The sequence below is a fragment of the uncultured Acinetobacter sp. genome, assembly GCF_947624825.1.
Classification (GTDB): domain Bacteria; phylum Pseudomonadota; class Gammaproteobacteria; order Pseudomonadales; family Moraxellaceae; genus Acinetobacter.
The window spans coordinates 21051-40674 of sequence record NZ_CANQLZ010000024.1 but is presented as its reverse complement, the minus strand read 5'-3'; the positions used below and the strand labels follow the sequence as shown (position 1 = coordinate 40674).

The 19624-nt window shown below is 40.6% G+C and carries 23 protein-coding genes; 13 read left to right on the top strand and 10 right to left on the bottom strand.

Annotated elements, in window-relative coordinates; all coding sequences use genetic code 11:
- Window positions 1-149: 149 nt before the first annotated feature.
- Window positions 150-602: a phasin family protein gene (locus tag Q0017_RS07375; RefSeq protein WP_298144739.1), complete on the bottom strand. Its 453-nt coding sequence runs from the start codon at window positions 600-602 to the stop codon at window positions 150-152.
- 159 nt (window positions 603-761) lie between these two features.
- Here Q0017_RS07375 and Q0017_RS07370 point away from each other — a divergent pair, with 159 nt between their 5' ends.
- From Q0017_RS07370 to fdx, 8 genes are all read left to right on the top strand, one after another.
- Entirely contained in the window at window positions 762-1403 is a 642-nt protein-coding gene (locus tag Q0017_RS07370) for a hypothetical protein (RefSeq protein WP_298144736.1), read from the top strand.
- Window positions 1404-1514: 111 nt separating this feature from the next.
- Window positions 1515-1988 (top strand): Rrf2 family transcriptional regulator, encoded by a 474-nt coding sequence (locus Q0017_RS07365; RefSeq protein WP_297428180.1) that lies wholly within the window; start codon window positions 1515-1517, stop codon window positions 1986-1988.
- 1 nt (window position 1989) lies between these two features.
- On the top strand, window positions 1990-3207 hold the full coding sequence (locus Q0017_RS07360) for an IscS subfamily cysteine desulfurase (RefSeq protein WP_298144731.1): 1218 nt from the start codon (window positions 1990-1992) through the stop codon (window positions 3205-3207).
- Between the two features lie 104 nt (window positions 3208-3311).
- Window positions 3312-3701, top strand: coding sequence for a Fe-S cluster assembly scaffold IscU (gene iscU, locus Q0017_RS07355; RefSeq protein ID WP_298144728.1), 390 nt, complete (start codon window positions 3312-3314; stop codon window positions 3699-3701).
- A 34-nt stretch (window positions 3702-3735) separates the two neighbouring features.
- Window positions 3736-4056 (top strand): iron-sulfur cluster assembly protein IscA, encoded by a 321-nt coding sequence (iscA, locus tag Q0017_RS07350; RefSeq protein WP_298144725.1) that lies wholly within the window; start codon window positions 3736-3738, stop codon window positions 4054-4056.
- A gap of 92 nt (window positions 4057-4148) precedes the next feature.
- On the top strand, window positions 4149-4664 hold the full coding sequence (hscB, locus tag Q0017_RS07345) for a Fe-S protein assembly co-chaperone HscB (RefSeq protein WP_297428191.1): 516 nt from the start codon (window positions 4149-4151) through the stop codon (window positions 4662-4664).
- A gap of 36 nt (window positions 4665-4700) precedes the next feature.
- A complete protein-coding gene (hscA, locus tag Q0017_RS07340) occupies window positions 4701-6560 on the top strand; it encodes a Fe-S protein assembly chaperone HscA (protein ID WP_298144721.1) in 1860 nt (619 codons plus the stop codon).
- A gap of 16 nt (window positions 6561-6576) precedes the next feature.
- On the top strand, window positions 6577-6915 hold the full coding sequence (gene fdx / locus Q0017_RS07335) for an ISC system 2Fe-2S type ferredoxin (protein WP_298144718.1): 339 nt from the start codon (window positions 6577-6579) through the stop codon (window positions 6913-6915).
- Window positions 6916-6957: 42 nt separating this feature from the next.
- Here the strand turns inward: fdx and Q0017_RS07330 are convergent, their stop codons facing one another.
- Window positions 6958-7188, bottom strand: coding sequence for a hypothetical protein (locus Q0017_RS07330; RefSeq protein WP_298144715.1), 231 nt, complete (start codon window positions 7186-7188; stop codon window positions 6958-6960).
- Between the two features lie 217 nt (window positions 7189-7405).
- On the opposite strand from Q0017_RS07330, the gene Q0017_RS07325 reads away from it, so the two are divergent.
- The 4 genes from Q0017_RS07325 (at window position 7406) to Q0017_RS07310 (ending at window position 10276) form a co-directional block, all read left to right on the top strand.
- Entirely contained in the window at window positions 7406-7909 is a 504-nt protein-coding gene (locus Q0017_RS07325) for a CinA family protein (protein ID WP_298144710.1), read from the top strand.
- A gap of 108 nt (window positions 7910-8017) precedes the next feature.
- On the top strand, window positions 8018-8677 hold the full coding sequence (locus tag Q0017_RS07320; protein ID WP_298144707.1) for a TetR/AcrR family transcriptional regulator: 660 nt from the start codon (window positions 8018-8020) through the stop codon (window positions 8675-8677).
- A 116-nt stretch (window positions 8678-8793) separates the two neighbouring features.
- Window positions 8794-9714 (top strand): ornithine carbamoyltransferase, encoded by a 921-nt coding sequence (gene argF / locus Q0017_RS07315; RefSeq protein ID WP_298144704.1) that lies wholly within the window; start codon window positions 8794-8796, stop codon window positions 9712-9714.
- Between the two features lie 94 nt (window positions 9715-9808).
- Entirely contained in the window at window positions 9809-10276 is a 468-nt protein-coding gene (locus Q0017_RS07310) for a hypothetical protein (RefSeq protein WP_298144702.1), read from the top strand.
- On the opposite strand, the gene Q0017_RS07305 is transcribed toward Q0017_RS07310, so the two are convergent.
- The 7 genes from Q0017_RS07305 to rpiA all read right to left on the bottom strand — a co-directional run bounded on the left by Q0017_RS07305 (window position 10273) and on the right by rpiA (window position 16815).
- Window positions 10273-10626, bottom strand: coding sequence for a YnfA family protein (locus Q0017_RS07305; RefSeq protein WP_298144700.1), 354 nt, complete (start codon window positions 10624-10626; stop codon window positions 10273-10275). The two genes, Q0017_RS07310 and Q0017_RS07305, sit on opposite strands and share 4 nt — an antisense overlap.
- 65 nt (window positions 10627-10691) lie before the next feature.
- A complete protein-coding gene (gene clpA, locus Q0017_RS07300) occupies window positions 10692-12968 on the bottom strand; it encodes an ATP-dependent Clp protease ATP-binding subunit ClpA (RefSeq protein WP_298144696.1) in 2277 nt (758 codons plus the stop codon).
- Between the two features lie 9 nt (window positions 12969-12977).
- Window positions 12978-13394 (bottom strand): ATP-dependent Clp protease adapter ClpS, encoded by a 417-nt coding sequence (gene clpS / locus Q0017_RS07295; protein WP_298144694.1) that lies wholly within the window; start codon window positions 13392-13394, stop codon window positions 12978-12980.
- Window positions 13395-13411: 17 nt separating this feature from the next.
- Window positions 13412-14143 (bottom strand): DUF6776 family protein, encoded by a 732-nt coding sequence (locus tag Q0017_RS07290; protein ID WP_298144691.1) that lies wholly within the window; start codon window positions 14141-14143, stop codon window positions 13412-13414.
- 80 nt (window positions 14144-14223) lie between these two features.
- Window positions 14224-15276: an N-acetyl-gamma-glutamyl-phosphate reductase gene (argC, locus tag Q0017_RS07285; protein WP_298144689.1), complete on the bottom strand. Its 1053-nt coding sequence runs from the start codon at window positions 15274-15276 to the stop codon at window positions 14224-14226.
- A 167-nt stretch (window positions 15277-15443) separates the two neighbouring features.
- Complete coding sequence (locus Q0017_RS07280; protein ID WP_298144686.1) at window positions 15444-16088, bottom strand: M48 family metallopeptidase; 645 nt, start codon at window positions 16086-16088, stop codon at window positions 15444-15446.
- A 55-nt stretch (window positions 16089-16143) separates the two neighbouring features.
- Complete coding sequence (gene rpiA / locus Q0017_RS07275) at window positions 16144-16815, bottom strand: ribose-5-phosphate isomerase RpiA (RefSeq protein WP_298144681.1); 672 nt, start codon at window positions 16813-16815, stop codon at window positions 16144-16146.
- A gap of 107 nt (window positions 16816-16922) precedes the next feature.
- Here rpiA and ilvA point away from each other — a divergent pair, with 107 nt between their 5' ends.
- A complete protein-coding gene (ilvA, locus tag Q0017_RS07270) occupies window positions 16923-18461 on the top strand; it encodes a threonine ammonia-lyase, biosynthetic (RefSeq protein WP_298144678.1) in 1539 nt (512 codons plus the stop codon).
- A gap of 39 nt (window positions 18462-18500) precedes the next feature.
- On the opposite strand, the gene Q0017_RS07265 is transcribed toward ilvA, so the two are convergent.
- Window positions 18501-19607 (bottom strand): phospholipase A, encoded by a 1107-nt coding sequence (locus Q0017_RS07265; protein WP_298144675.1) that lies wholly within the window; start codon window positions 19605-19607, stop codon window positions 18501-18503.
- Window positions 19608-19624: the final 17 nt, after the last annotated feature.

Here is a 19624-nt window from a genome sequence, read left to right as displayed (position 1 = left end):
ACGTCCTCTTAATCTCTATATGCGAGATCTAAACTATGACTAAAAATCTGTATAACGCCTTTATAGCAATGCTTTGGGGCAAAAGGCAATACTATCTTGCTGCTTTTATTAAAAATAATAGAAATAAAAAATCTGTGTTCGACTAAAGCTTAAGGTTTATTTTGTAATTGCTGCTTGAGTTGTTGATTTTCTTCGATCAAGTGATCTAATTTCGCGTCTAGTTGTAAGATTAATTGTTGCAGTATATGTATATCTTTATGACTAGCTAACCCCAATTTATTGAATGATTGTTGCAGCTTTTGATCCCAACCTTTGTCTTTCAAATCTTGTACGCTGTGATTAGATTTTTCGTCTTCATCTGTTTTATTGCGTGTATTTTTTTCGAATTCCTCACCAATTTTGACTAAATTTTCAAATAATTTTGAACTTTCTTCTTCTGCACGTGAAAAAGCGCCTAAACCTGCAAGCCAAATTTGTTGTGTATATTTTTTAAAATCGAGAGTATTTTTTTTGCTTTTATTGGATTTTTTGTTGTTTATACATGTATTTTTATTCTTACTTAGGCTATTTTTATCACTAGTGTCTGTGCTTTGTGTTGGCATATGTTGCCTCCTTGCTGATTTTATGTAGATTTTTAAGATTAAAGCTTAGGGTTTTTTTATAATAACAAAGCCAACACTTGCACCTTTATCAAAACTGTTCTACAAAGCTGTGGCAAATTTAGATTTATTTATACGTAAATTTTGATCAGGGATCGGTTTATGAGTCAACGTAATAAAAAGCAACAAGCGGTCATTCTTGATATGAGTATGGTGGCGCTGGAAACTTTATTTACTTTTGTATTACAACATGACCGTGTTATTGCACATCAAGCAAAGAAGTTTGTAGACCAAAATGTACGCATTAAAATTAACAGCTATGTGCCCTATTTCGATTTTTATGTTGAATTTAACCAACACGGGGTTTTATTTGACACCCAAGCACCCACCCAACCTGTTGATCTAGATATACGCACCACCTTAATGGATTTAATTAAGATATTTGTTTTAGGCAATAAACGTAGTATTCGTGCCATGCGTATTGAAGGTGATATCACATTAAAAGATGAATTTCGCGATTTAGCTTTAATGTTTAGCTTGCCAAAAGTGCTGTCTGATTGGAAACAATGGCTCAATGAGCCTTTAGAAAATGGTGATGTGCTCGCATCAAAGCATCGAATCAACCCTTTACTTGAGAAAATAGATCTACAACGCGCTAAAATTAATAGCTTACAAGTTGAAGTTAAGCAGTACAAAAACCGTATGCGTCATTTGCAAAGCAAGCAAAAGCGTCTAAATGTGCTCTTTTTGGGCATTATAGTGCTTTTATTGCTGATATTGCTGTATACTCAATTTTATCTATAAGCCTGCATTTTCTTTCAAATTAAAAGCTTTCGATGCACAATAAAAAAACTTGACTATTTTAGTCAGGATTCATAAAATCACTGTATCTAGTCTTAACATGTGTATCGAATCATGCGCTTAACTACCCGCGGTCGCTACGCAGTGACTGCACTTCTTGATTTAGCTTTGCAGCCAACTGAAAAAACGATCACGCTTGCTGAAATTGCAGCACGTCAAACGATTTCTGTTGCTTATTTAGAGCAGTTATTTGCAAAGCTTAAGCGTCACGGCCTAGTGTCTAGCGTACGAGGTGCCAATGGTGGTTACCATTTAGCGCGTGGTGCCGACGATATTACTGTGTTAGAAATCATTGAGGCTGTAAATGAAGCCGTGGATGCCACACGCTGTGATCATAAAGGCAATTGCCAAAATGGCGCAATGTGTTTAACTCACGATTTATGGCAGGAACTCTCCCATCATATTGCCGATTATTTAGCAAAAATCACGCTTGCTGACTTGATTGCCCGTGACAATGTACAAACCGTTGCCATTCGCCAAAATTCAGCATCTTTTGATTCAGCCCTTTTATCGGTTACAGGTATTTGACATGAAACGTCCAATTTATCTTGACTACGCAGCTACAACTCCTGTCGACCCTCAAGTTGCAGAACGTATGGTAGAGTGCCTTACTTTTGAAGGTACTTTCGGTAACGCTGCATCTCGCTCACATGCTTATGGCTGGCAAGCAGAAGAAAAAATCGAGTACGCACGTGAACAGGTTGCAAACTTAATTAAAGCTGACCCACGCGAGATTGTATGGACTTCTGGTGCAACTGAATCAGATAACCTAGCGCTTAAAGGTGTTGCACAGTTCTATGCGTCAAAAGGTAAACACATCATTACTTCTAAAATTGAACATAAAGCAATTTTAGATACATGTCGTGAGCTTGAATCTGAAGGTTTTGAAATTACCTATATCGAGCCACAACCACAAACAGGTTTAATTACTCCTGAAATGGTTGAAGCTGAAATTCGTCCAGATACAATTTTAGTATCATTGATGATGGTCAACAACGAAGTCGGTACCATCACTGATGTTGCTGCCATTGGTGAAATCACACGTGCTAAGAAAATTTTCTTCCACGTAGATGCAGCGCAAGCGGCAGGTAAAGTTGAGATTGACTTATCAAGCATGAAAATTGACTTGATGAGTTTCTCTGCACATAAAATCTATGGTCCAAAAGGCATTGGTGCATTATTTGTACGTCGTAGCCCACGTGTTCGCCTCAAAGGTCAAATGCATGGCGGCGGTCATGAACGTGGTATGCGTTCAGGTACGCTTGCAACACATCAAATTGTAGGCATGGGTGAAGCGTTCGAACTTGCAGGTAAAAACTTAGCAGCTGAACAAGCTCGCTTACGTGTATTACGTGACAAGTTATGGAATGGCTTACAAGGTTTAGAACAAGTGTTCCTAAACGGTCATCCAACATATAACGTGGCCAACTATTTAAATGTAAGCTTTAACTTTGTTGAAGGTGAATCACTGATGATGGCGCTTAAAGATGCTGCGGTATCTTCAGGTTCTGCATGTACATCAGCGACGCTTGAGCCATCTTATGTATTACGTGCACTTGGTTTATCTGATGAACTTGCACATAGCTCGATCCGTTTTAGCTTTGGTAAATATACGACCGAAGAAGATATTGACCATGTGTTGAACATTACCCAAGCTGCAGTTGAAAAGTTACGTGACCTTTCTCCACTTTGGGATATGTACAAAGAAGGGATTGATCTGTCTAAAGTTGAGTGGACTGAACACTAACAACGCTTGGACCTTGTTGCCATTTGGTGACAAGGTTGTTGAAATTAACGTTTAAAACCTCATATTCAATATTAAAGGCTGACCCCGAGGTTTGGAGAAGCAACATGGCTTATAGCGAAAAAGTGATTGACCATTACGAAAATCCTCGTAATGTTGGTGTATTAGACAAAAATGCAGAAAATGTAGGCACAGGTATGGTCGGTGCCCCTGCATGTGGCGACGTGATGCGTTTACAAATTCAGGTGAACGATGAAGGCGTGATTGAAGAAGCACGTTTTAAGACTTATGGCTGTGGTTCTGCAATTGCATCGAGTTCTTTAGTTACAGAATGGTTAAAAGGTAAAACTTTAGATCAAGCTCAAGCAATCAAAAACATTGATATTGCCAATGAACTTGCATTACCACCTGTAAAAGTACACTGCTCTGTATTGGCTGAAGATGCAATTAAAGCTGCGGTAGAAGATTACCGTACAAAGCGAGCTGACAAGGCTTAATTGTTCTGATTTGTTTGGATGTAATGGAGTTTTCATGATCAATTTAACCAAAAATGCTGCGGCTCATATCAGCAATTACCTACAAAATCGTGGTAAGGGTGAAGGCATTCGCGTTGGCGTGAAAACTTCAGGCTGTTCAGGCTTAGCCTACGTGCTTGAGTTTGTTGACGAAGTAGACAGCCACGACCAAGTTTTTGATCAATTTGGCGTTAAAGTTTTTGTAGACCCGAAAAGCTTAGTTTATCTTGAAGGTATGGAGATGGACTACGTGAAAAACGGTCTTAATGAAGGCTTTGAGTTTAACAATCCCAATAAAAAAGGTGAATGCGGCTGCGGCGAATCTTTTACAGTTTAAGCCTTAGTCTCTTGACCATCTTTGCATTAAAACAGTGTCATTTACACTGTTTTAATTGTATCTTACCTCAGCAAAATTAGCCGGAACCTCCCATGAATCATTTTGAGTTGTTCAACCTTCCTGTAGCACTCGATATTGATTTAGCCGCTTTAAAGACTCAATTCTTAAAGTTGCAGCAGCAATATCATCCTGATAAAACAAGCGATAAAGATCAAGCATTGATCAAATCAAGTGAGATCAATCAAGCCTATAAGATTTTATCTCAGGTTGATAGCCGTGCGGGATATCTTCTTGGCTTAAAAAAACAAGATTATCATCTTGATCAATCGATTAGTGATTTTGAATTTCTACAAGATGCTTTAGAAATTCGCGAACAACTTGACGACGCGCGTGCAAGTGAAGAATTACAATCGTTAAAAGTCGAAGTACAACAGTGGATTGACGGTTTAGTCCGTGAATTTAAAATTGATTATGACAGTGAAGATTGGGGCGAAGCGCGCGATACCGTGCGTAAATTACGCTTCTTTGTAAAAGTCATGGCTGACATCGAAAAAGCTGAAGATCGCATCTTAGATGATGAAGACTTTGATTTAGATGATGATTTTTAATTGATGTATTTATTTTTAGTTCAAAGGATGTAACGCATGGCGCTCTTGCAAATTGCAGAACCCGGTCAATCAAGTGCACCGCATGAACACCGTATTGCTATTGGTATCGATTTAGGCACCACGCATTCTTTGGTGGCAACGGTCCTTTCAGGCAAAGCCAAAGTATTAAATGATCAACAAGGTCGAGTTCTTCTCCCCTCGATCGTGCATTATAGCCAAGATCAAAGCCAATATGGTGATGCAGCCAAAGCCTTTGTCACTCAAGATCCAAAGAATACCATTGTTTCGGTTAAACGCTTTATGGGGCGTTCTAAAGCAGACATTAAATTTCAACACCCGTATGAATTAATGGGTGAAGAGAATCAAATGCCGGCTTTTGTAACAGCACAAGGACCTAAAACGCCTGTTGAGATTTCTGCTGAAATTTTAACTCAATTAAAAGTACGTGCTGAAGCCAGTTTACAAAATCCAATTAATGGTGCTGTGATTACAGTACCGGCTTATTTTGATGAAGCACAGCGTCAAGCCACGCGTGATGCTGCTGAACTTGCTGGTTTAAAAGTATTACGTTTGCTGAATGAGCCAACTGCTGCTGCTGTGGCGTATGGTTTAGATCAAGATACAAATTTAGCAACCGATCGCAATTACGTCATTTATGATTTAGGTGGTGGTACTTTTGATGTTTCAGTTTTACGCTTTTCTCAAGGTGTATTTGAAGTTCTAGCCACAGGTGGTCATACCGCATTAGGTGGCGACGACCTTGACCGTTTAATTGTCAAGTGGGCCAAAAAGCAACTGAATATTGAGCTTTTAGATGATCATCAGTATGCACAAGTTTTGGTTGCAGCACGTGAAGCTAAAGAAGCTTTAAGTGAACAACAATCGGTTGATCTTTTGGTGCTTGAGCATTGTTTAACTTTAAATCGTGAAACATTTGAAGCGATTATTAAAGTCGCTTTAGACAAAACCATCACTGTGTCTAAGCGTGTGTTACGAGATGCAAAGCTTGAACTGACCGACATTGAAAATGTGGTGTTGGTAGGTGGTTCAACTCGCTCTTATGCCGTACAAAAAGCAGTGCGTGAAGTGTTTAACCAAGAACCACTTTGTACTATTAATCCAGATGAAGTGGTGGCTATTGGCGCCTCTATTACCGCTAATCAGTTAATTGGCAATAGCCAAGACGGTTCTTTGTTACTTGATGTCACTCCCCTGTCTTTAGGTTTAGAGACTATGGGTGGCTTAGTAGAGCGTTTGATTTCACGTAACACTGCAATCCCTGTGGCACGTCGTCAAGAATTTACCACTTATCAAGATGGCCAAACTGCAATGCTCATTCATGTGGTACAAGGCGAGCGTGATTTGGTTGAGCATTGCCGTAGCTTAGGTCGTTTTGTGTTGCGTGGTATTCCACCTATGACAGCAGGTCAAGCACGCATTGAAGTGACGTTCCAAGTTGATGCAGATGGTTTACTCAGTGTATCTGCCAAAGAAACCACCTCTGGCGTAAATGCACAGATTGATATTAAACCGTCTTATGGTTTATCTGATCAAGATATGGAACGCTTGTTACTTGATGGTTTCAAATTTGCCGAAGTTGATAAAGAATTACGTCATTTAAATGAAACCAAAGTTGAGGCAAAACGCGAACTCGAAGCGCTTGCACCAGCTTTACACGCCGATGCTCATTTGCTTGATGCAACTCAACTTACCGAACTTCAAGCTGCACAAGCACATCTAGATGTGACTTTGGCAGGTGATGACCTTCAAGCGATTGAACAGGCTGTTGCTGCCTTAAAAATCTACACTGATGCTTTTGCAGCCCTCCGAATGAACCAACATATTGATGCTGCATTAAAAGGCACCAAATTAGATGACTGGTCAAACTCAAATTAATTTATAGGTAACGACTATGCCACGTATTAAAGTATTACCACATGCGACAATTTGCCCAGAAGGTAAAGAGTTTGAGGTAGAAATCAATGCGAACCTTTGCGAAAGTTTACTTCAAAATGGCGTAAAGATTGAACATGCCTGTGATATGTCGTGTGCATGTACCACATGTCACGTTGTGGTACGTAAAGGTTTTGATAGCTTAGAAGAAATGGACGATGTTGAAGCAGATTTGCTTGATCGTGCTTGGGGCTTAGAACCAGACTCACGCTTGTGCTGTCAAGTGCGTATTGTAGATGAAGACTTGGAAGTTGAAATTCCAAAATACACCATCAATCATGCTTCTGAAAATCACTAAATTTTGTGATTTAAAAAAACCACGCTTAAAGCGTGGTTTTTTTTACATTGCAATGACTTTAACTAAAATGTGTTGTTCCGCTTCTTGCTCTTCTGTAATATGTTTACGGCTTAATTCTTTAGAATTGACTTTAAACTGTAGATTTTGATAACTGACTACATTTGGAATTTGATCAAAATACAAAGCATCTGCATTTAATTCTTCTTGAAAAAGCGGCGTGCCTAATTGGTAATCACTACTTTTCAAGACTACATATTTTACAATCGTTTTCATATGATCGACCTACTTTTGTTGAGCACTTTATTTTTATTTTTAACAGTTTCTTGAATTGGAAGATACTTCTTTTTTTAGCATTTGCTGTTTTTACACACAAACAACCTCACACTTAGGCTATTTTTAGATTTATTGTCATGATTATGTGACTTAAACTCAAACTACAATGCGATTTGCCTTATCTTAAAGGAAAATTCATTCTAACGATAAAATCTGTATGCTTAAAAAATGTTGTGACTATTTAGAAGATTGGGGTTTAAAAATCGCTTTTGTAGAAAGTGCAAGCGCTGGTTATTTGGCCAGTCAATTTGCTTTATATAAAAATTCAGGGGCAAAAATTTTACTTGGCGGCATAGTCTGTTATGACCCATCTGTTAAACAGCATCTATTAAATATTTCAAAGGATTTAATCCAACAGCACACTGCTGAATCTTTGGCAGTCACACAAGCAATGGCACATGCCGGGTCTAGGCTTTTCCCTTTGGCTGATGTGGTTGTGGCCTGTACGGGTTTATTAAAGCCCGGTGGTTCTGCAACGCTTGATAAACCTGAAGGTACATTTTTTGTTAGTATTTACCATCAAGGTCAAATCACAAGCCAACAGTATTACTTTAAACATAGCCCAAGTTTACGCTTAAATTCCCTAATCTTAGCGGTGTGTCAACAGTTGTTGAGCGTATTACAAAAAGAAAATCTAGTTACATCATCTAAATTGTTCTAAGGTGATGTATTACAGCACCTTGGGCAGCTGAAATAAAGTAATCAAGTGGTTTTTTTGCTATGATCAAGTCTCTGCTGGTTTTGCCTTTTACCTGTTATTGTGACGCCTATGTCTGATTTTGAGCGACTTGACCCTTTACGCGATATCCCACATACCAAACGTGGTCACGAGCGCTGTATGGCGTTGTTGCTTAGTGCCAATCGTTTGTTTTTAGAAAAAGGTTATGATGCTGTGTCACTAGATGATATTGTCAATCATGCCGGTGGCTCCAAAGCCTCAATTTATAAATATTTCGGCAATAAAGAGGGCTTATTTACGGCAATTTGTGATTATCGACGTGAGCAATTTTTTAAAGATATCAGCCTACCGTTTACCCAAGCAGATCAAAATTTAAAGCATTATTTGATTGATACCTTAATTCGCTTCTATCAGCATATTATTCAACCAGAAAATGCCGCTTTTTTACGCTTAATTTTAGAACAAACGCAACGTAATAGTGATCTTGCAGTTTATATTCACGAACAAGGGCCCAAAGAGATTCAGCACAGCTTGGCACAAGCCTTACAAATTGCGCATGATCGGGGCTTAATTTTTTGCTCAAATCCAATTTTTTCGGCACAAATGTACTTTGGTATTTTAAGAAATTTAGAATGGCGCGTGTTACTTAATCTTCCTTTACCACATAAAGATGAAAGAATTGATCAAGAAACACTCAATTACATCAATTATTGTGTTGATGTGTTCTTAGGCGGTCATCAAAAGGTCTAGTTTTTTTGCAATTTCACCTGCATATAGTATATTAATCGATTCCCTATTTTTCGTTTAACCAACCAACAACTAATTGTTGTTTCCTTGGAAACTAAGCAATTATTGTGGAGTAACGCATGGCTCTACGTCACTTTTTAACTTTACGCGACTTGTCGACTTTAGAATTGAACCAAATTGTGCAACGCGGTATCGAACTTAAGCGTATGCAGCATAATAACCAAGTGTTCCAACCGTTTACCGGCAAAGTCATGGGCATGATTTTTGAAAAATCGAGCACACGTACCCGCGTTTCGTTTGAAGCAGGCATGAGCCAGTTTGGCGGCAGTGCGATTTTCTTGTCATCACGCGATACACAATTGGGTCGTGGTGAACCGATTGAAGATTCAGCGCGTGTCATTTCAAGCATGCTTGATATTGTCATGATTCGTACCTTTGGTCATGACATTGTAGAGCGCTTTGCATCTTACTCTAGCGTTCCTGTGATCAATGCCTTAACCGATGATCATCACCCTTGTCAGTTGCTTGCAGACATTCAAACCTATGTAGAACATCGTGGTTCAATTGAAGGTAAAACTGTGGCTTGGATTGGCGATGGCAACAATATGTGTAATTCATATATTGAAGCTGCACATATGTGGGGCTTTAAGCTAAAAATCGCGGCGCCAAAAGGTTATGAACCACAAGAAAAATTCTTAAACGAATTTGCCCATTGTGTAGAATTGGTCGGCTCAGCTGAAGATGCTGCGGTCAATGCAGATTTAATCGTGACTGACGTATGGGCCAGCATGGGGCAAGAAGAAGAACAAAAAATCCGTGAAAAAGCCTTTGCTGATTACCAAGTCAACGAACGTTTAATGGATCTTGCACATGCCGATTGCTTGTTTATGCATTGTTTGCCAGCACATCGTGGTGAAGAAATTTCTGAGAATATGCTCGATCACAAAAATGCAGTGGTATGGGATGAAGCAGAAAACCGTTTACATGCACAAAAAGCCTTGGTTGAGTTTTTACTCAATGAGAACTTAAAACAAGACTAAGCAAGACTTAAGTTGTGTATAAAAAAGCATCCAATTGGATGCTTTTTTTATTTTTTAAGGCATAATGCCATAAGCTCCTTGCTTTGGTGATGTCATGCATTTTTTTAAAAAAGCCCTTATTTTAAGCCTGAGTTTGTTCCTCACTTTACCTGCTCTGGCCACCGAATTTGATCAATATTTACAACAACAAGATATTCTTGATCAAAACTTTAAAATCAAAGATAGTACGCAGCTTAATGCACTTTTAAATGTTTTAAGTGCAGAAGATTCACGTACTTTGCCGTTACAGATTGACCAAAATACCATTATTGAACAATTAAAACTCAAAAGTGATATGACTGAGCTCAAAGGGCTGATTGTGACGCCTGATTTTGCCCAATTTGAACGTGATTTGGGGCGTAAAGAAGTACATGAATTTATTCAACGTAATTTAAGTCAAAACTGCGATATTTTCTTTGAACATGAATATCAACGCGTTAATCCCTATCGGGTGGTGTTAAATTTAAGTTCGCAACAACAGCAATATCGCGTTGAGCTACAACGTGCAGACTGTGCCCTTTAACGCACCAAGCCTTGGGGTTGTAACATAATCACCAAGGCACCTGTAATGACCACTAAGCCGCCTAAAACATCCCAACGGGTTAAGTTCACACCGTCCACGTACTTTAACCACATTAGGGCTGTCGCGATATAAATCCCGCCATAAGCGGCGTAGATACGCCCTGATGCTGCCGGATGTAGGGTCAATAACCAAACAAAGGCAATCAACGCCAGTGCCGTAGGTAACCATAGCCATTGCGATTTATTTTGATTTAAAATCAAATAAGGGAAATAGCAACCTAGAATTTCCATCACTGCTGTGACAAAAAACAGTCCTAATGTGCTTAATATTTTACCAATCTGAATATCCATAACATCTTCTATTTCTGTGCATAAAAAAACCCATGCGAACATGGGTTAATTCATTACATGATTCATTACGCTGGTTCTGCTGTTTGATCTTCAAACACTTCAAGTTTAAGACCAACGGCTTTGCCATTTTCTTTTTTCACTGATACTGCCACATTACCACCATGATCGGCCAGCTCACCAAACAAGATCATTTCAGCCAATGGCTTTTTCAAATGCTCTTGAATTAAGCGTTGCATTGGACGTGCACCCATTAAGCGATCATAGCCGTTTTCGACCATCCACTCACGTGCATCTTGATCAACGTCAAGCACCACGCGTTTGTCATCTAACTGCGCTTGCAACTCAGTTAAGAATTTATCTACCACACTTTCAATCACTGTGGTTGGTAGTGCTTGGAATTGAATGACGCTGTCTAAACGGTTACGGAATTCAGGCGAGAATGCTTTTTTCATGGCATCGGTATTGTCTTTGCTGTTATCTTGCTCTACAAAACCAATGCTAGTGCGTGAAATACTCTCGGCGCCCACGTTTGTAGTTAACACCAAGACCACATTACGAAAATCAGATTTACGACCATTATTGTCAGTCAGTGAACCATGATCCATAATTTGTAAGAGCAAGTTAAATACATCTGGATGCGCTTTTTCTATTTCATCTAACAACAAAACACAATGCGGATTTTTATGAATTGCGTCGGTGAGCAAACCACCTTGGTCAAAACCGACATAGCCCGGAGGTGCACCAATTAAACGCGATACCGCATGACGTTCCATATACTCAGACATATCAAAACGTACCAGCTCCACACCTAACAATTTTGCCAATTGCTTGGTGACTTCGGTTTTACCCACGCCGGTTGGGCCTGCAAAAACAAAGCTACCCACCGGTTTATCTGGTGATTTTAGCCCTGCACGAGACAATTTAATGGCAGATGCAAGTGCTTCAATGGCTTCATCTTGACCAAACACCACACGTTTTAAATCGCGCTCTAAATGACTGAGTACTGTTTTATCATCTTTAGATACTGTTTTAGGTGGAATACGGGCAATTTTAGAGATAATATCTTCGATATTTTCTACGCTAATTACCGTGTCGTCTTGTTCGGCTTTTAAACGACGCTGCGCACCAGCTTCATCAATCACATCAATGGCTTTGTCGGGTAAAAAGCGATCATTAATAAATTTTGATGACAATTCAACCGCTGCAATTAAAGCTGCATCGTCGTACTGCACATGATGAAAATCTTCAAACTTAGACTTTAAACCACGTAAAATATCAATGGTTTCGTTAATAGAAGGTTCATTCACATCAATTTTTTGGAAACGACGTGCGAGCGCATGGTCTTTTTCAAACACCTGACGATATTCTTGGAAAGTCGTTGAACCAATGCAACGTAAAGTACCATTAGACAATGCCGGCTTAATTAAATTTGAGGCATCCATGGTGCTGCCCATGCTTGAGCCTGCCCCAATAATCATGTGAATTTCATCAATAAATAAGACAGCATCTGGCTTTTTCTTTAAGGCGTTCAGCAATTGCTTTAAGCGTTTTTCAAAATCACCACGGTACTTAGTACCTGCCACCAAAGCACCAATATCAAGGCTATAAATTTCAGCAGTGGCCAATGGTTTTGGTGCTTTACCATTGACGATGAGCCATGCTAAACCTTCAGCAATTGAGGTTTTGCCTACACCTGGATCACCCACCAACAATGGGTTGTTTTTACGACGACGACATAAAATTTGCGCGGCACGCTCAATTTCTTTTTCACGACCAATTAAAGGATCAGTTTTGCCCTTTTGTGCCTCAATATTTAAGTTGGTGGCATATAAATCAAGTGGACCTGCGTTGGCAGCAGTGCTGCTGTCACTTTCAACTTCTTCTGTTTCCTCTTCAGGTTGTGCTTCTTCTTTACGCGCACCATGTGAGAGGTATTGAGTTAAAGTTAAGCGGTTAATTTGATGACGTTTGAGTAAATACACTGCAAAAGCATCACGCTCTGAATACATCGCCACTAAAATATCCGCGCCTTCTACAGTACGGTCACCACCACTTGACTGCACGTGAAAAATAGCACGTTGTAAAATGCGGTCAAAGCTTTCTGTTGGATGTGGCGCTTGCTCGGCATGTTCACCCAATTTTGGCGTATGCTGCTCGATATATTCTTCTAATTCTTTACGGAGCACAATAATGTCGGCACCGCAGGCTTTTAACGCAGTAACTGCAGAATCGTTATCCAGTAAGGCCAATAATAAATGTTCAACCGTTAGAAACTCGTGGCGTTTTTGACGAGCCATGCTAACAGCTAAGCGTAGTGATACTTCTAATTGACGACTGAGCATGCAACCCCCTTAACTTTTTGGCTCAATTTGACACAATAATGGGTGTCCTTGAGCTCTAGCATAATTATTGACTTGGTTGGCTTTGGTTTCTGCAATGTCTCGCGGATAGACCCCAGCTACACCTTTTCCTTCATAATGTACTGTTAGCATTACTTGTGTTGCTTGGTCAAGGTTCATTGCAAAGTATTGTTGTAAAATTTCGATTACAAAGTCCATCGGAGTGTAATCATCGTTTAATAATAACACCATGTATAAAGGCGGTCGTTTTAGCTCAGGCGGTGCAGTTTGTATTGCAAGATCACCGTCGTGTTCATCTTGTTGCGGGCCATCACCTAAGCGTGGCACAAGATGCCCATCAATGAGACCTGATTTATCAAAGGTGGCTTGGATGTCATGGACGCATAAACGACGCTGATTAGTTGGCATAAGACTCATATTCACAGTTATTGGGCATTGGCTTCAACTTGAGGGATCTCTGAGACAAACGCAGAGGGAGATTCAATCGCTTGACCACGTGACCAACCAAAACGCTTGGTGACTGGGGTCGAACCGGTCAAACGAACTTCAATAAATTGTGGGCTAAAGCCTTTTGGCATCGTCCAACGTCCGGTTAAGCGCTCGAAATGCTCAAAACCAAATTGGTTGGCTTCTAAAGGCACACTGAGCACTTCTGTCCCTTGAATTAAACGCAACTCCACACTACCCACGGCACGGCGGTTATTGGGACTGACCTGAACCAAATCAATCTGATATTCATACACGTTTTCAGGGAGTGATTTAATGCCTAAATTTTGAATGGTTAAGCTTAATCCACCGCGCTGTTTAAGTACATCACGGTAAATAGCATTCATGCCATCTGCTTGTTGCTGATTGGCTTTGGCTTGATTTACAGCAGCATATAAATCATTGGAATTGGTGACGGCTACATCACGTTCTTGAATCGCTGCATTTAAACTTTTGTTTAAAGATTCCAAACTGGCTTTTTGTTTTTGTACCACATCAACCAATTGTTCAGCGTCGGCATCATAGCCTGTCACCGTTAAGCCTTGGCGATGTCCCACAGAATAGGCTAAAAAACCACTGCCAAGCATTAAAATGGCTGCACCTATCACCAATGGAAGATTGCCTTGCAACATCGGTTTTGGTGTTGTTGTATTTGAGTCGGTGTCTTGCATGCGAATCTCTTGGGTCAATTAAAGCCAAACACACCCATTTAACGGGAATTTTAGATGGGTGTGAAGCGCTAAAACGTGTTTTATGGTAATAAACCAATGCCTGTTAAGCCAGCATTTTCAGTCAAATCAAACATTAAGTTCATGTTTTGTACTGCCTGACCTGCAGCGCCTTTCACCAAATTATCTTGCGCCACCAAAATAATCAGTTTTTGCGGTTGTGGACGGTACAACGCAATGCGTAATTGATTAGCACCACGCACTGAACGTGTTTCAGGTGAGCTACCTGCTGGCATAACGTCTACAAATTCTTCATCGGCATAAAACGCCTCATATAAGCTTTGTAAATCTGTCGCTTGACCTTGTTCAGTTAAATCGACGTAAATGGTGCTTAACATGCCACGAATCATCGGCACTAAATGCGGCACAAACACAATGTGATCAAATACACCACGTTGACCTGAGATCTGTTCTAAGGCGTCTACAATTTCAGGATGATGACGATGACCCGATACGCCATAGGCTTTAAAGTTATCGGCATTTTCTGAATAGATCATCCCAAGGCTGGCTTTACGCCCTGCCCCTGATACGCCAGATTTAGCATCAATAATGATAGTTTCAGGTTTAACCAAGTCTTGGGCCTTTAAAACCGGTGCTAACCCCAATTGTACTGTGGTTGGATAGCAACCCGGATTACCAATCACATTAGCGTGCTTGATTTGTTCACGGTTCAGCTCTGACAAACCATATACTGAATCTTTTAAGATCTCAGGACAGGCGTGTTCTAAACCATACCATTTTTCAAACTGCGCAAGATTTTGCAAACGAAAATCTGCAGCCAAGTCAATCACTTTGGTATTGGCAGCCACGAGTTCTGCGGCATGTTTCATCGCAACACCATGTGGGGTTGCAAAGAACACCACATCACATTGTTTTAACTGTTCAATATTTAAATCTGAATAACAAAGATCGGTGTGGCCACGTAAGCTTGGGAACATGTCATCCACACGGCGACCGGCTTCGGTACGTGAGGTTAACAGTGTGACTTGCACATCCGGATGACGTAACAAAAGACGTAACAATTCAACGCCTGTATATCCTGTACCACCTACAATTCCGACAGTAATCACGTGCACAACCTCAATTTATCTCGTTGGTTTTCATCAAGACTTAGTATGACAGGAACTTGATTTTTTCAAAACCATTTCAGCAGGCTTTGTCTTGATTTCAGCCAATAAATTACCATGTCATATTAAAGCTATAATAAAAGCACCACTTTTAAGCCTAATCCTTGACGATGATTCTATCCAAAAGCATAAGGCTGCTGCCGTTTTAATTGAGATTGATGCTGAGCATACAACGGATCAAACTGCTCAAGCAGTTGCCAAAATAGTGTGCCATGATGCATATAACGGGTATGGCACAGTTCATGAATACAGACGTAGCGTACCAATCTAGCGTCACAAAATACCAAAGCACTACTCAGCATAATATTTTGCACAGATGAACAACTGCCCCAGCGGGTTTTAGCTTGACGAATGGTACAGCTTTGATAATTCAAACCAATCTCTTGACTGATACTGTGTAAAAATTGTGGTAAATATTGCTTGGCATAGGCAAAGCTAAAGGCTTTGAGCGCTGCCTGTGGCTGGGCTTGGTCTACATATAGCTGTTGGTCTTTAAAAATAAAAAGTTTGGCTTGTACTTGATAAACAATAAGAATGGCTTGAGATTGATTAAAAAGGCGAATGCAGTTGGGTAATTGAGTTTGAAGATGTTGTTGTTTTTGCCATGCTTGTTGCAACCATGTCTGTGACGATGCAATAAAGGCTTGAATGTTTTGCTCGCTGCATGCCATAGGCACAGTTAAACAAATTTGATGGGGATGAACCCGCAAGGTTAAACGCTTGGCCCGTGCAGAGCGGCGAATCTGAATATCAGGCAGCATGCTTAAGCGATCTTAAAGGGGCTTTCCCCTGATCAACAAGGGAAAGCTTGATCTATTAAACCGCGGTACGTTCTTCGATACCGTTGTCAGTTGCCACCACTGCAATATTAGCTTTATTTAGCGCGAAAATACCATTACACACCACACCTGGAATGTCATTAATGGTTTTTTCAAGCTCTAAGGCATTTACGATATTGAAGTTATATACATCTAAAATGACGTTGCCATTATCTGTCACAACACCTTCACGGTACACAGGGTCGCCGCCTAAAGCTACAATTTTACGTGCCACAGCCGAGCGTGCCATTGGAATCACTTCAATTGGTAAAGCAAACTCTACACCCAATTGATTGACCCATTTTGAGTCATCCACGATACAGACAAACTTTTTCGCAATTGATGCCACAATTTTTTCACGTGTTAATGCTGCACCACCGCCTTTGATCATATGTAGGTTTTGATCAATTTCATCGGCCCCATCGACATAAGCATCTAAATGACCGACTGAGTTCATATCTACAACGTCGATGCCTAATTTACGTAAGCGTTCAGCGGTTGCTTCTGAGCTTGATACTGCAGCTTCAAGTTCTAATTGAGGCAATAACTCAATTAAGAAATTGACTGTACTGCCTGTGCCTACGCCTAAAATACCGCCTTTGGGTAAATGTTTTAGCGCAGCTTGTGCAGCAGCTTTTTTCTTTTCATCTTGGGTGGTATACAGGCTCATGGCTTTACTCGACTATTTTTTGACCTTTGTTGCTGATTTTTCAGCGCAAATGGACAGGGGTTTGTTACAATAAGCCCCTATTTTAAACTGTTAGATGGAAGATTAACATGCTGTCTCGTTTGGTTCGACAAATTTTACAGGCAACCGTTTACGACGTTGCAATCGAAACCCCACTCGAAGCAGCGCCTCGAATTAGTGAGAAGCTCAATAATAACATTCGCTTTAAACGTGAAGATTTACAACCGGTCTTTTCATTTAAACTGCGTGGAGCTTATAACCGCATTAGTCAATTGTCTAAACAACAGCTTGAACGTGGTGTGATTACTGCATCCGCTGGTAACCATGCGCAAGGTGTGGCGTTATCAGGTCAAAAATTGGGTATTCGTGCCATTATTGTCATGCCAAAAACTACACCCGACATTAAAGTTCAGGCGGTTAAACGCTTAGGTGGCGATGTGGTGTTACACGGCGACTCATTTGATGTGGCCAATAAATACGCCATTGCCCGTGCTCAAGACGAGGGTATGACTTTTATCCCGCCGTATGACGATGAATTAGTGATGGCGGGTCAAGGCACAATTGCCAATGAAATTTTACGTCAATGGCGTGATGTGGAATATGTGTTTGTGGCCGTGGGCGGTGGCGGTTTAATTGCAGGTGTGGCTGCGTATTTAGGTGATGTTGCACCGCATGTTAAAATCGTTCCGGTCGAATACGAAGAATCAGCATGTTTAAAAGCAGCGTTTGAAGCCAATGAGCGTGTTATCTTGCCACAAGTCGGTTTATTTGCCGATGGTACAGCAGTGGCACAAATTGGCGAAAAACCTTTTGAAGTGCTGCAATTACAAAAATCAGATGCTTCAGGTCCAATTGTAGAACGTGATGTGGTGTTGGTAAATACCGACGAGATCTGTGCTGCCATTAAAGATACTTATGATGAGTGCCGTAGTATTGTTGAACCCTCTGGTGCCATGGCCTTAGCTGGGATTAAAAAGTATGTAGAGCAACATAACTTACACGGCAAAAACATGGTGTCTATTGTCTGTGGCGCCAACATGAACTTTGACCGCTTACGCTATATTGCCGAACGTACCGAATTGGGTGAGCGCCGTGAAGCCATTTTTGCTGTGACCATTCCTGAAGAAAAAGGCGCATTCTTAAACTTCTGCCGTGCCTTGCAAGGTCGTAACATTACCGAGTTTAACTACCGTGCCAGTGGTGCTTCTGCTGCACAAGTCTTTGTCGGAATTAGCTTAAAAGGTGGTGAAAAAGAACGTCATGACATTTATGATGCGTTAAAGCTTAATTATGATGTTGATGATTTATCTGATGATGAAGTGGCGAAATTGCATATTCGTTACTTAATTGGCGGTCATGCCGATTTAGCCAATGAACGTTTATTTAGAGTGGAATTCCCAGAACGTCCGGGCGCTTTATTAACCTTCTTAGAACGTTTAGGTCCAACGCATAATATTACTTTATTCCACTACCGTAACCACGGCGCAGCTGAAGGACGTGTTTTGGTGGGCTTAGAAGCCAGTGATGCGCAGCAAAATCCAGATGGTTTGCTTGAAACTTTACAAAGCATTAGCTATCCGTATGATGAAGTGACCAATAACTTAGGCTATCAGCGCTTCTTAAAATAATACTTAAAAAAAACCGTCTGCTTGCAGACGGTTTTTTAGTTAAAACCAATTGAGTAAAGAAATTCCTAAGCCGGCATAGGTGGCGCGATGGTTATAATCAATTAAGCTTTCACCATAGCCATCAAACATTTGGAAATGTCCACGCAATTTACCAGTAATTGGGAATGCCCAATCAAATTGCACCGCCCCATGCGCATCACTCCCACCTTGTAGGCTATGACGCAGCATTAAAGAAAAATCATGCTCATTCCAACGATAAAATGCCGTTAAATCACCACGTCCAATATAGTCATCAATATCTGCATTGTTGTCATCGCGACTATCTTCAGCAATGCGATACCAAGGACGTAACATTAAAGCAAAGTTGTCGCTTTCTAAACCCACATTGAGCATCACGCGATTCCAACTGCGCGACAATGGATCAGAACGACCATTTGATTGATGATTAAAGGTTAAACCCAATAAGCGTCCGCTTAAACCCAAAATCTCATAATTGGTACGGAAAATTAAACTCGCTTCTGGCTCGTAGTTGGTTTCACGAAAAGGACGTGACTCATCTTCGTTATACACTTGCCAACGCGACGATTGGGTATAGCCCAACCATACATCACCGTTATCCCCTAAGATATTCTCCATTGCCTTGGTTTTAAAAGACAGTTGGAATTTAGCTTCAGTAGATTTAAGCTTTTGCTCTTCACCCACTTGAACACTGTTGTCTGGGTTAGGACTGGTTGGGCGCTCATTTTTATCAGTGGTGCTAAACACGGGTAGTAAATACACGGGCTGATATTCACGTAAATTCCAAGTGCCAAGTTTAGTGTCGCTTGAAAGTTCCCAACGCTGATCTAAAAAAGAACGTGTGGGATGAATCGGCGCTGCTGCTGTAGGAATCACCGTATCGAGAATTTTTTCAGTTAAACTCACAGCCGCAATGTCTTGCGATTCAAGATCAGCTTGTTCTGTTGGTGTCACCTTAAAAATTTGATCGTAACAGGTTAATCGCTCAGCATTAGAGGTTAAGCCCGTACATGCCGCAGGGCTAGCCGGTTGTAGCGTATTGAGGACTTGGTCATTGGCTACAGCACCCAAGCTTAGCATCAAGATGCCAAGCCCGAGTGGAGCACGCTTAAAAGCGTTATACCCCATAAATTTTCCCTTTGTTG

Excerpts from the sequence above, each read along its gene's own strand:
- Q0017_RS07375 (WP_298144739.1), bottom strand. The coding sequence starts at position 602 with ATGCCAACACAAAGCACAGACACTAGTGATAAAAATAGCCTAAGTAAG.
- Q0017_RS07370 (WP_298144736.1), top strand. The coding sequence starts at position 762 with ATGAGTCAACGTAATAAAAAGCAACAAGCGGTCATTCTTGATATGAGT.
- Q0017_RS07365 (WP_297428180.1), top strand. The coding sequence starts at position 1,515 with ATGCGCTTAACTACCCGCGGTCGCTACGCAGTGACTGCACTTCTTGAT.
- Q0017_RS07360 (WP_298144731.1), top strand. The coding sequence starts at position 1,990 with ATGAAACGTCCAATTTATCTTGACTACGCAGCTACAACTCCTGTCGAC.
- iscU (WP_298144728.1), top strand. The coding sequence starts at position 3,312 with ATGGCTTATAGCGAAAAAGTGATTGACCATTACGAAAATCCTCGTAAT.
- iscA (WP_298144725.1), top strand. The coding sequence starts at position 3,736 with ATGATCAATTTAACCAAAAATGCTGCGGCTCATATCAGCAATTACCTA.
- hscB (WP_297428191.1), top strand. The coding sequence starts at position 4,149 with ATGAATCATTTTGAGTTGTTCAACCTTCCTGTAGCACTCGATATTGAT.
- hscA (WP_298144721.1), top strand. The coding sequence starts at position 4,701 with ATGGCGCTCTTGCAAATTGCAGAACCCGGTCAATCAAGTGCACCGCAT.
- fdx (WP_298144718.1), top strand. The coding sequence starts at position 6,577 with ATGCCACGTATTAAAGTATTACCACATGCGACAATTTGCCCAGAAGGT.
- Q0017_RS07330 (WP_298144715.1), bottom strand. The coding sequence starts at position 7,188 with ATGAAAACGATTGTAAAATATGTAGTCTTGAAAAGTAGTGATTACCAA.
- Q0017_RS07325 (WP_298144710.1), top strand. The coding sequence starts at position 7,406 with ATGCTTAAAAAATGTTGTGACTATTTAGAAGATTGGGGTTTAAAAATC.
- Q0017_RS07320 (WP_298144707.1), top strand. The coding sequence starts at position 8,018 with ATGTCTGATTTTGAGCGACTTGACCCTTTACGCGATATCCCACATACC.
- argF (WP_298144704.1), top strand. The coding sequence starts at position 8,794 with ATGGCTCTACGTCACTTTTTAACTTTACGCGACTTGTCGACTTTAGAA.
- Q0017_RS07310 (WP_298144702.1), top strand. The coding sequence starts at position 9,809 with ATGCATTTTTTTAAAAAAGCCCTTATTTTAAGCCTGAGTTTGTTCCTC.
- Q0017_RS07305 (WP_298144700.1), bottom strand. The coding sequence starts at position 10,626 with ATGGATATTCAGATTGGTAAAATATTAAGCACATTAGGACTGTTTTTT.
- clpA (WP_298144696.1), bottom strand. The coding sequence starts at position 12,968 with ATGCTCAGTCGTCAATTAGAAGTATCACTACGCTTAGCTGTTAGCATG.
- clpS (WP_298144694.1), bottom strand. The coding sequence starts at position 13,394 with ATGCCAACTAATCAGCGTCGTTTATGCGTCCATGACATCCAAGCCACC.
- Q0017_RS07290 (WP_298144691.1), bottom strand. The coding sequence starts at position 14,143 with ATGCAAGACACCGACTCAAATACAACAACACCAAAACCGATGTTGCAA.
- Q0017_RS07280 (WP_298144686.1), bottom strand. The coding sequence starts at position 16,088 with ATGCTGCCTGATATTCAGATTCGCCGCTCTGCACGGGCCAAGCGTTTA.
- rpiA (WP_298144681.1), bottom strand. The coding sequence starts at position 16,815 with ATGAGCCTGTATACCACCCAAGATGAAAAGAAAAAAGCTGCTGCACAA.
- ilvA (WP_298144678.1), top strand. The coding sequence starts at position 16,923 with ATGCTGTCTCGTTTGGTTCGACAAATTTTACAGGCAACCGTTTACGAC.
- Q0017_RS07265 (WP_298144675.1), bottom strand. The coding sequence starts at position 19,607 with ATGGGGTATAACGCTTTTAAGCGTGCTCCACTCGGGCTTGGCATCTTG.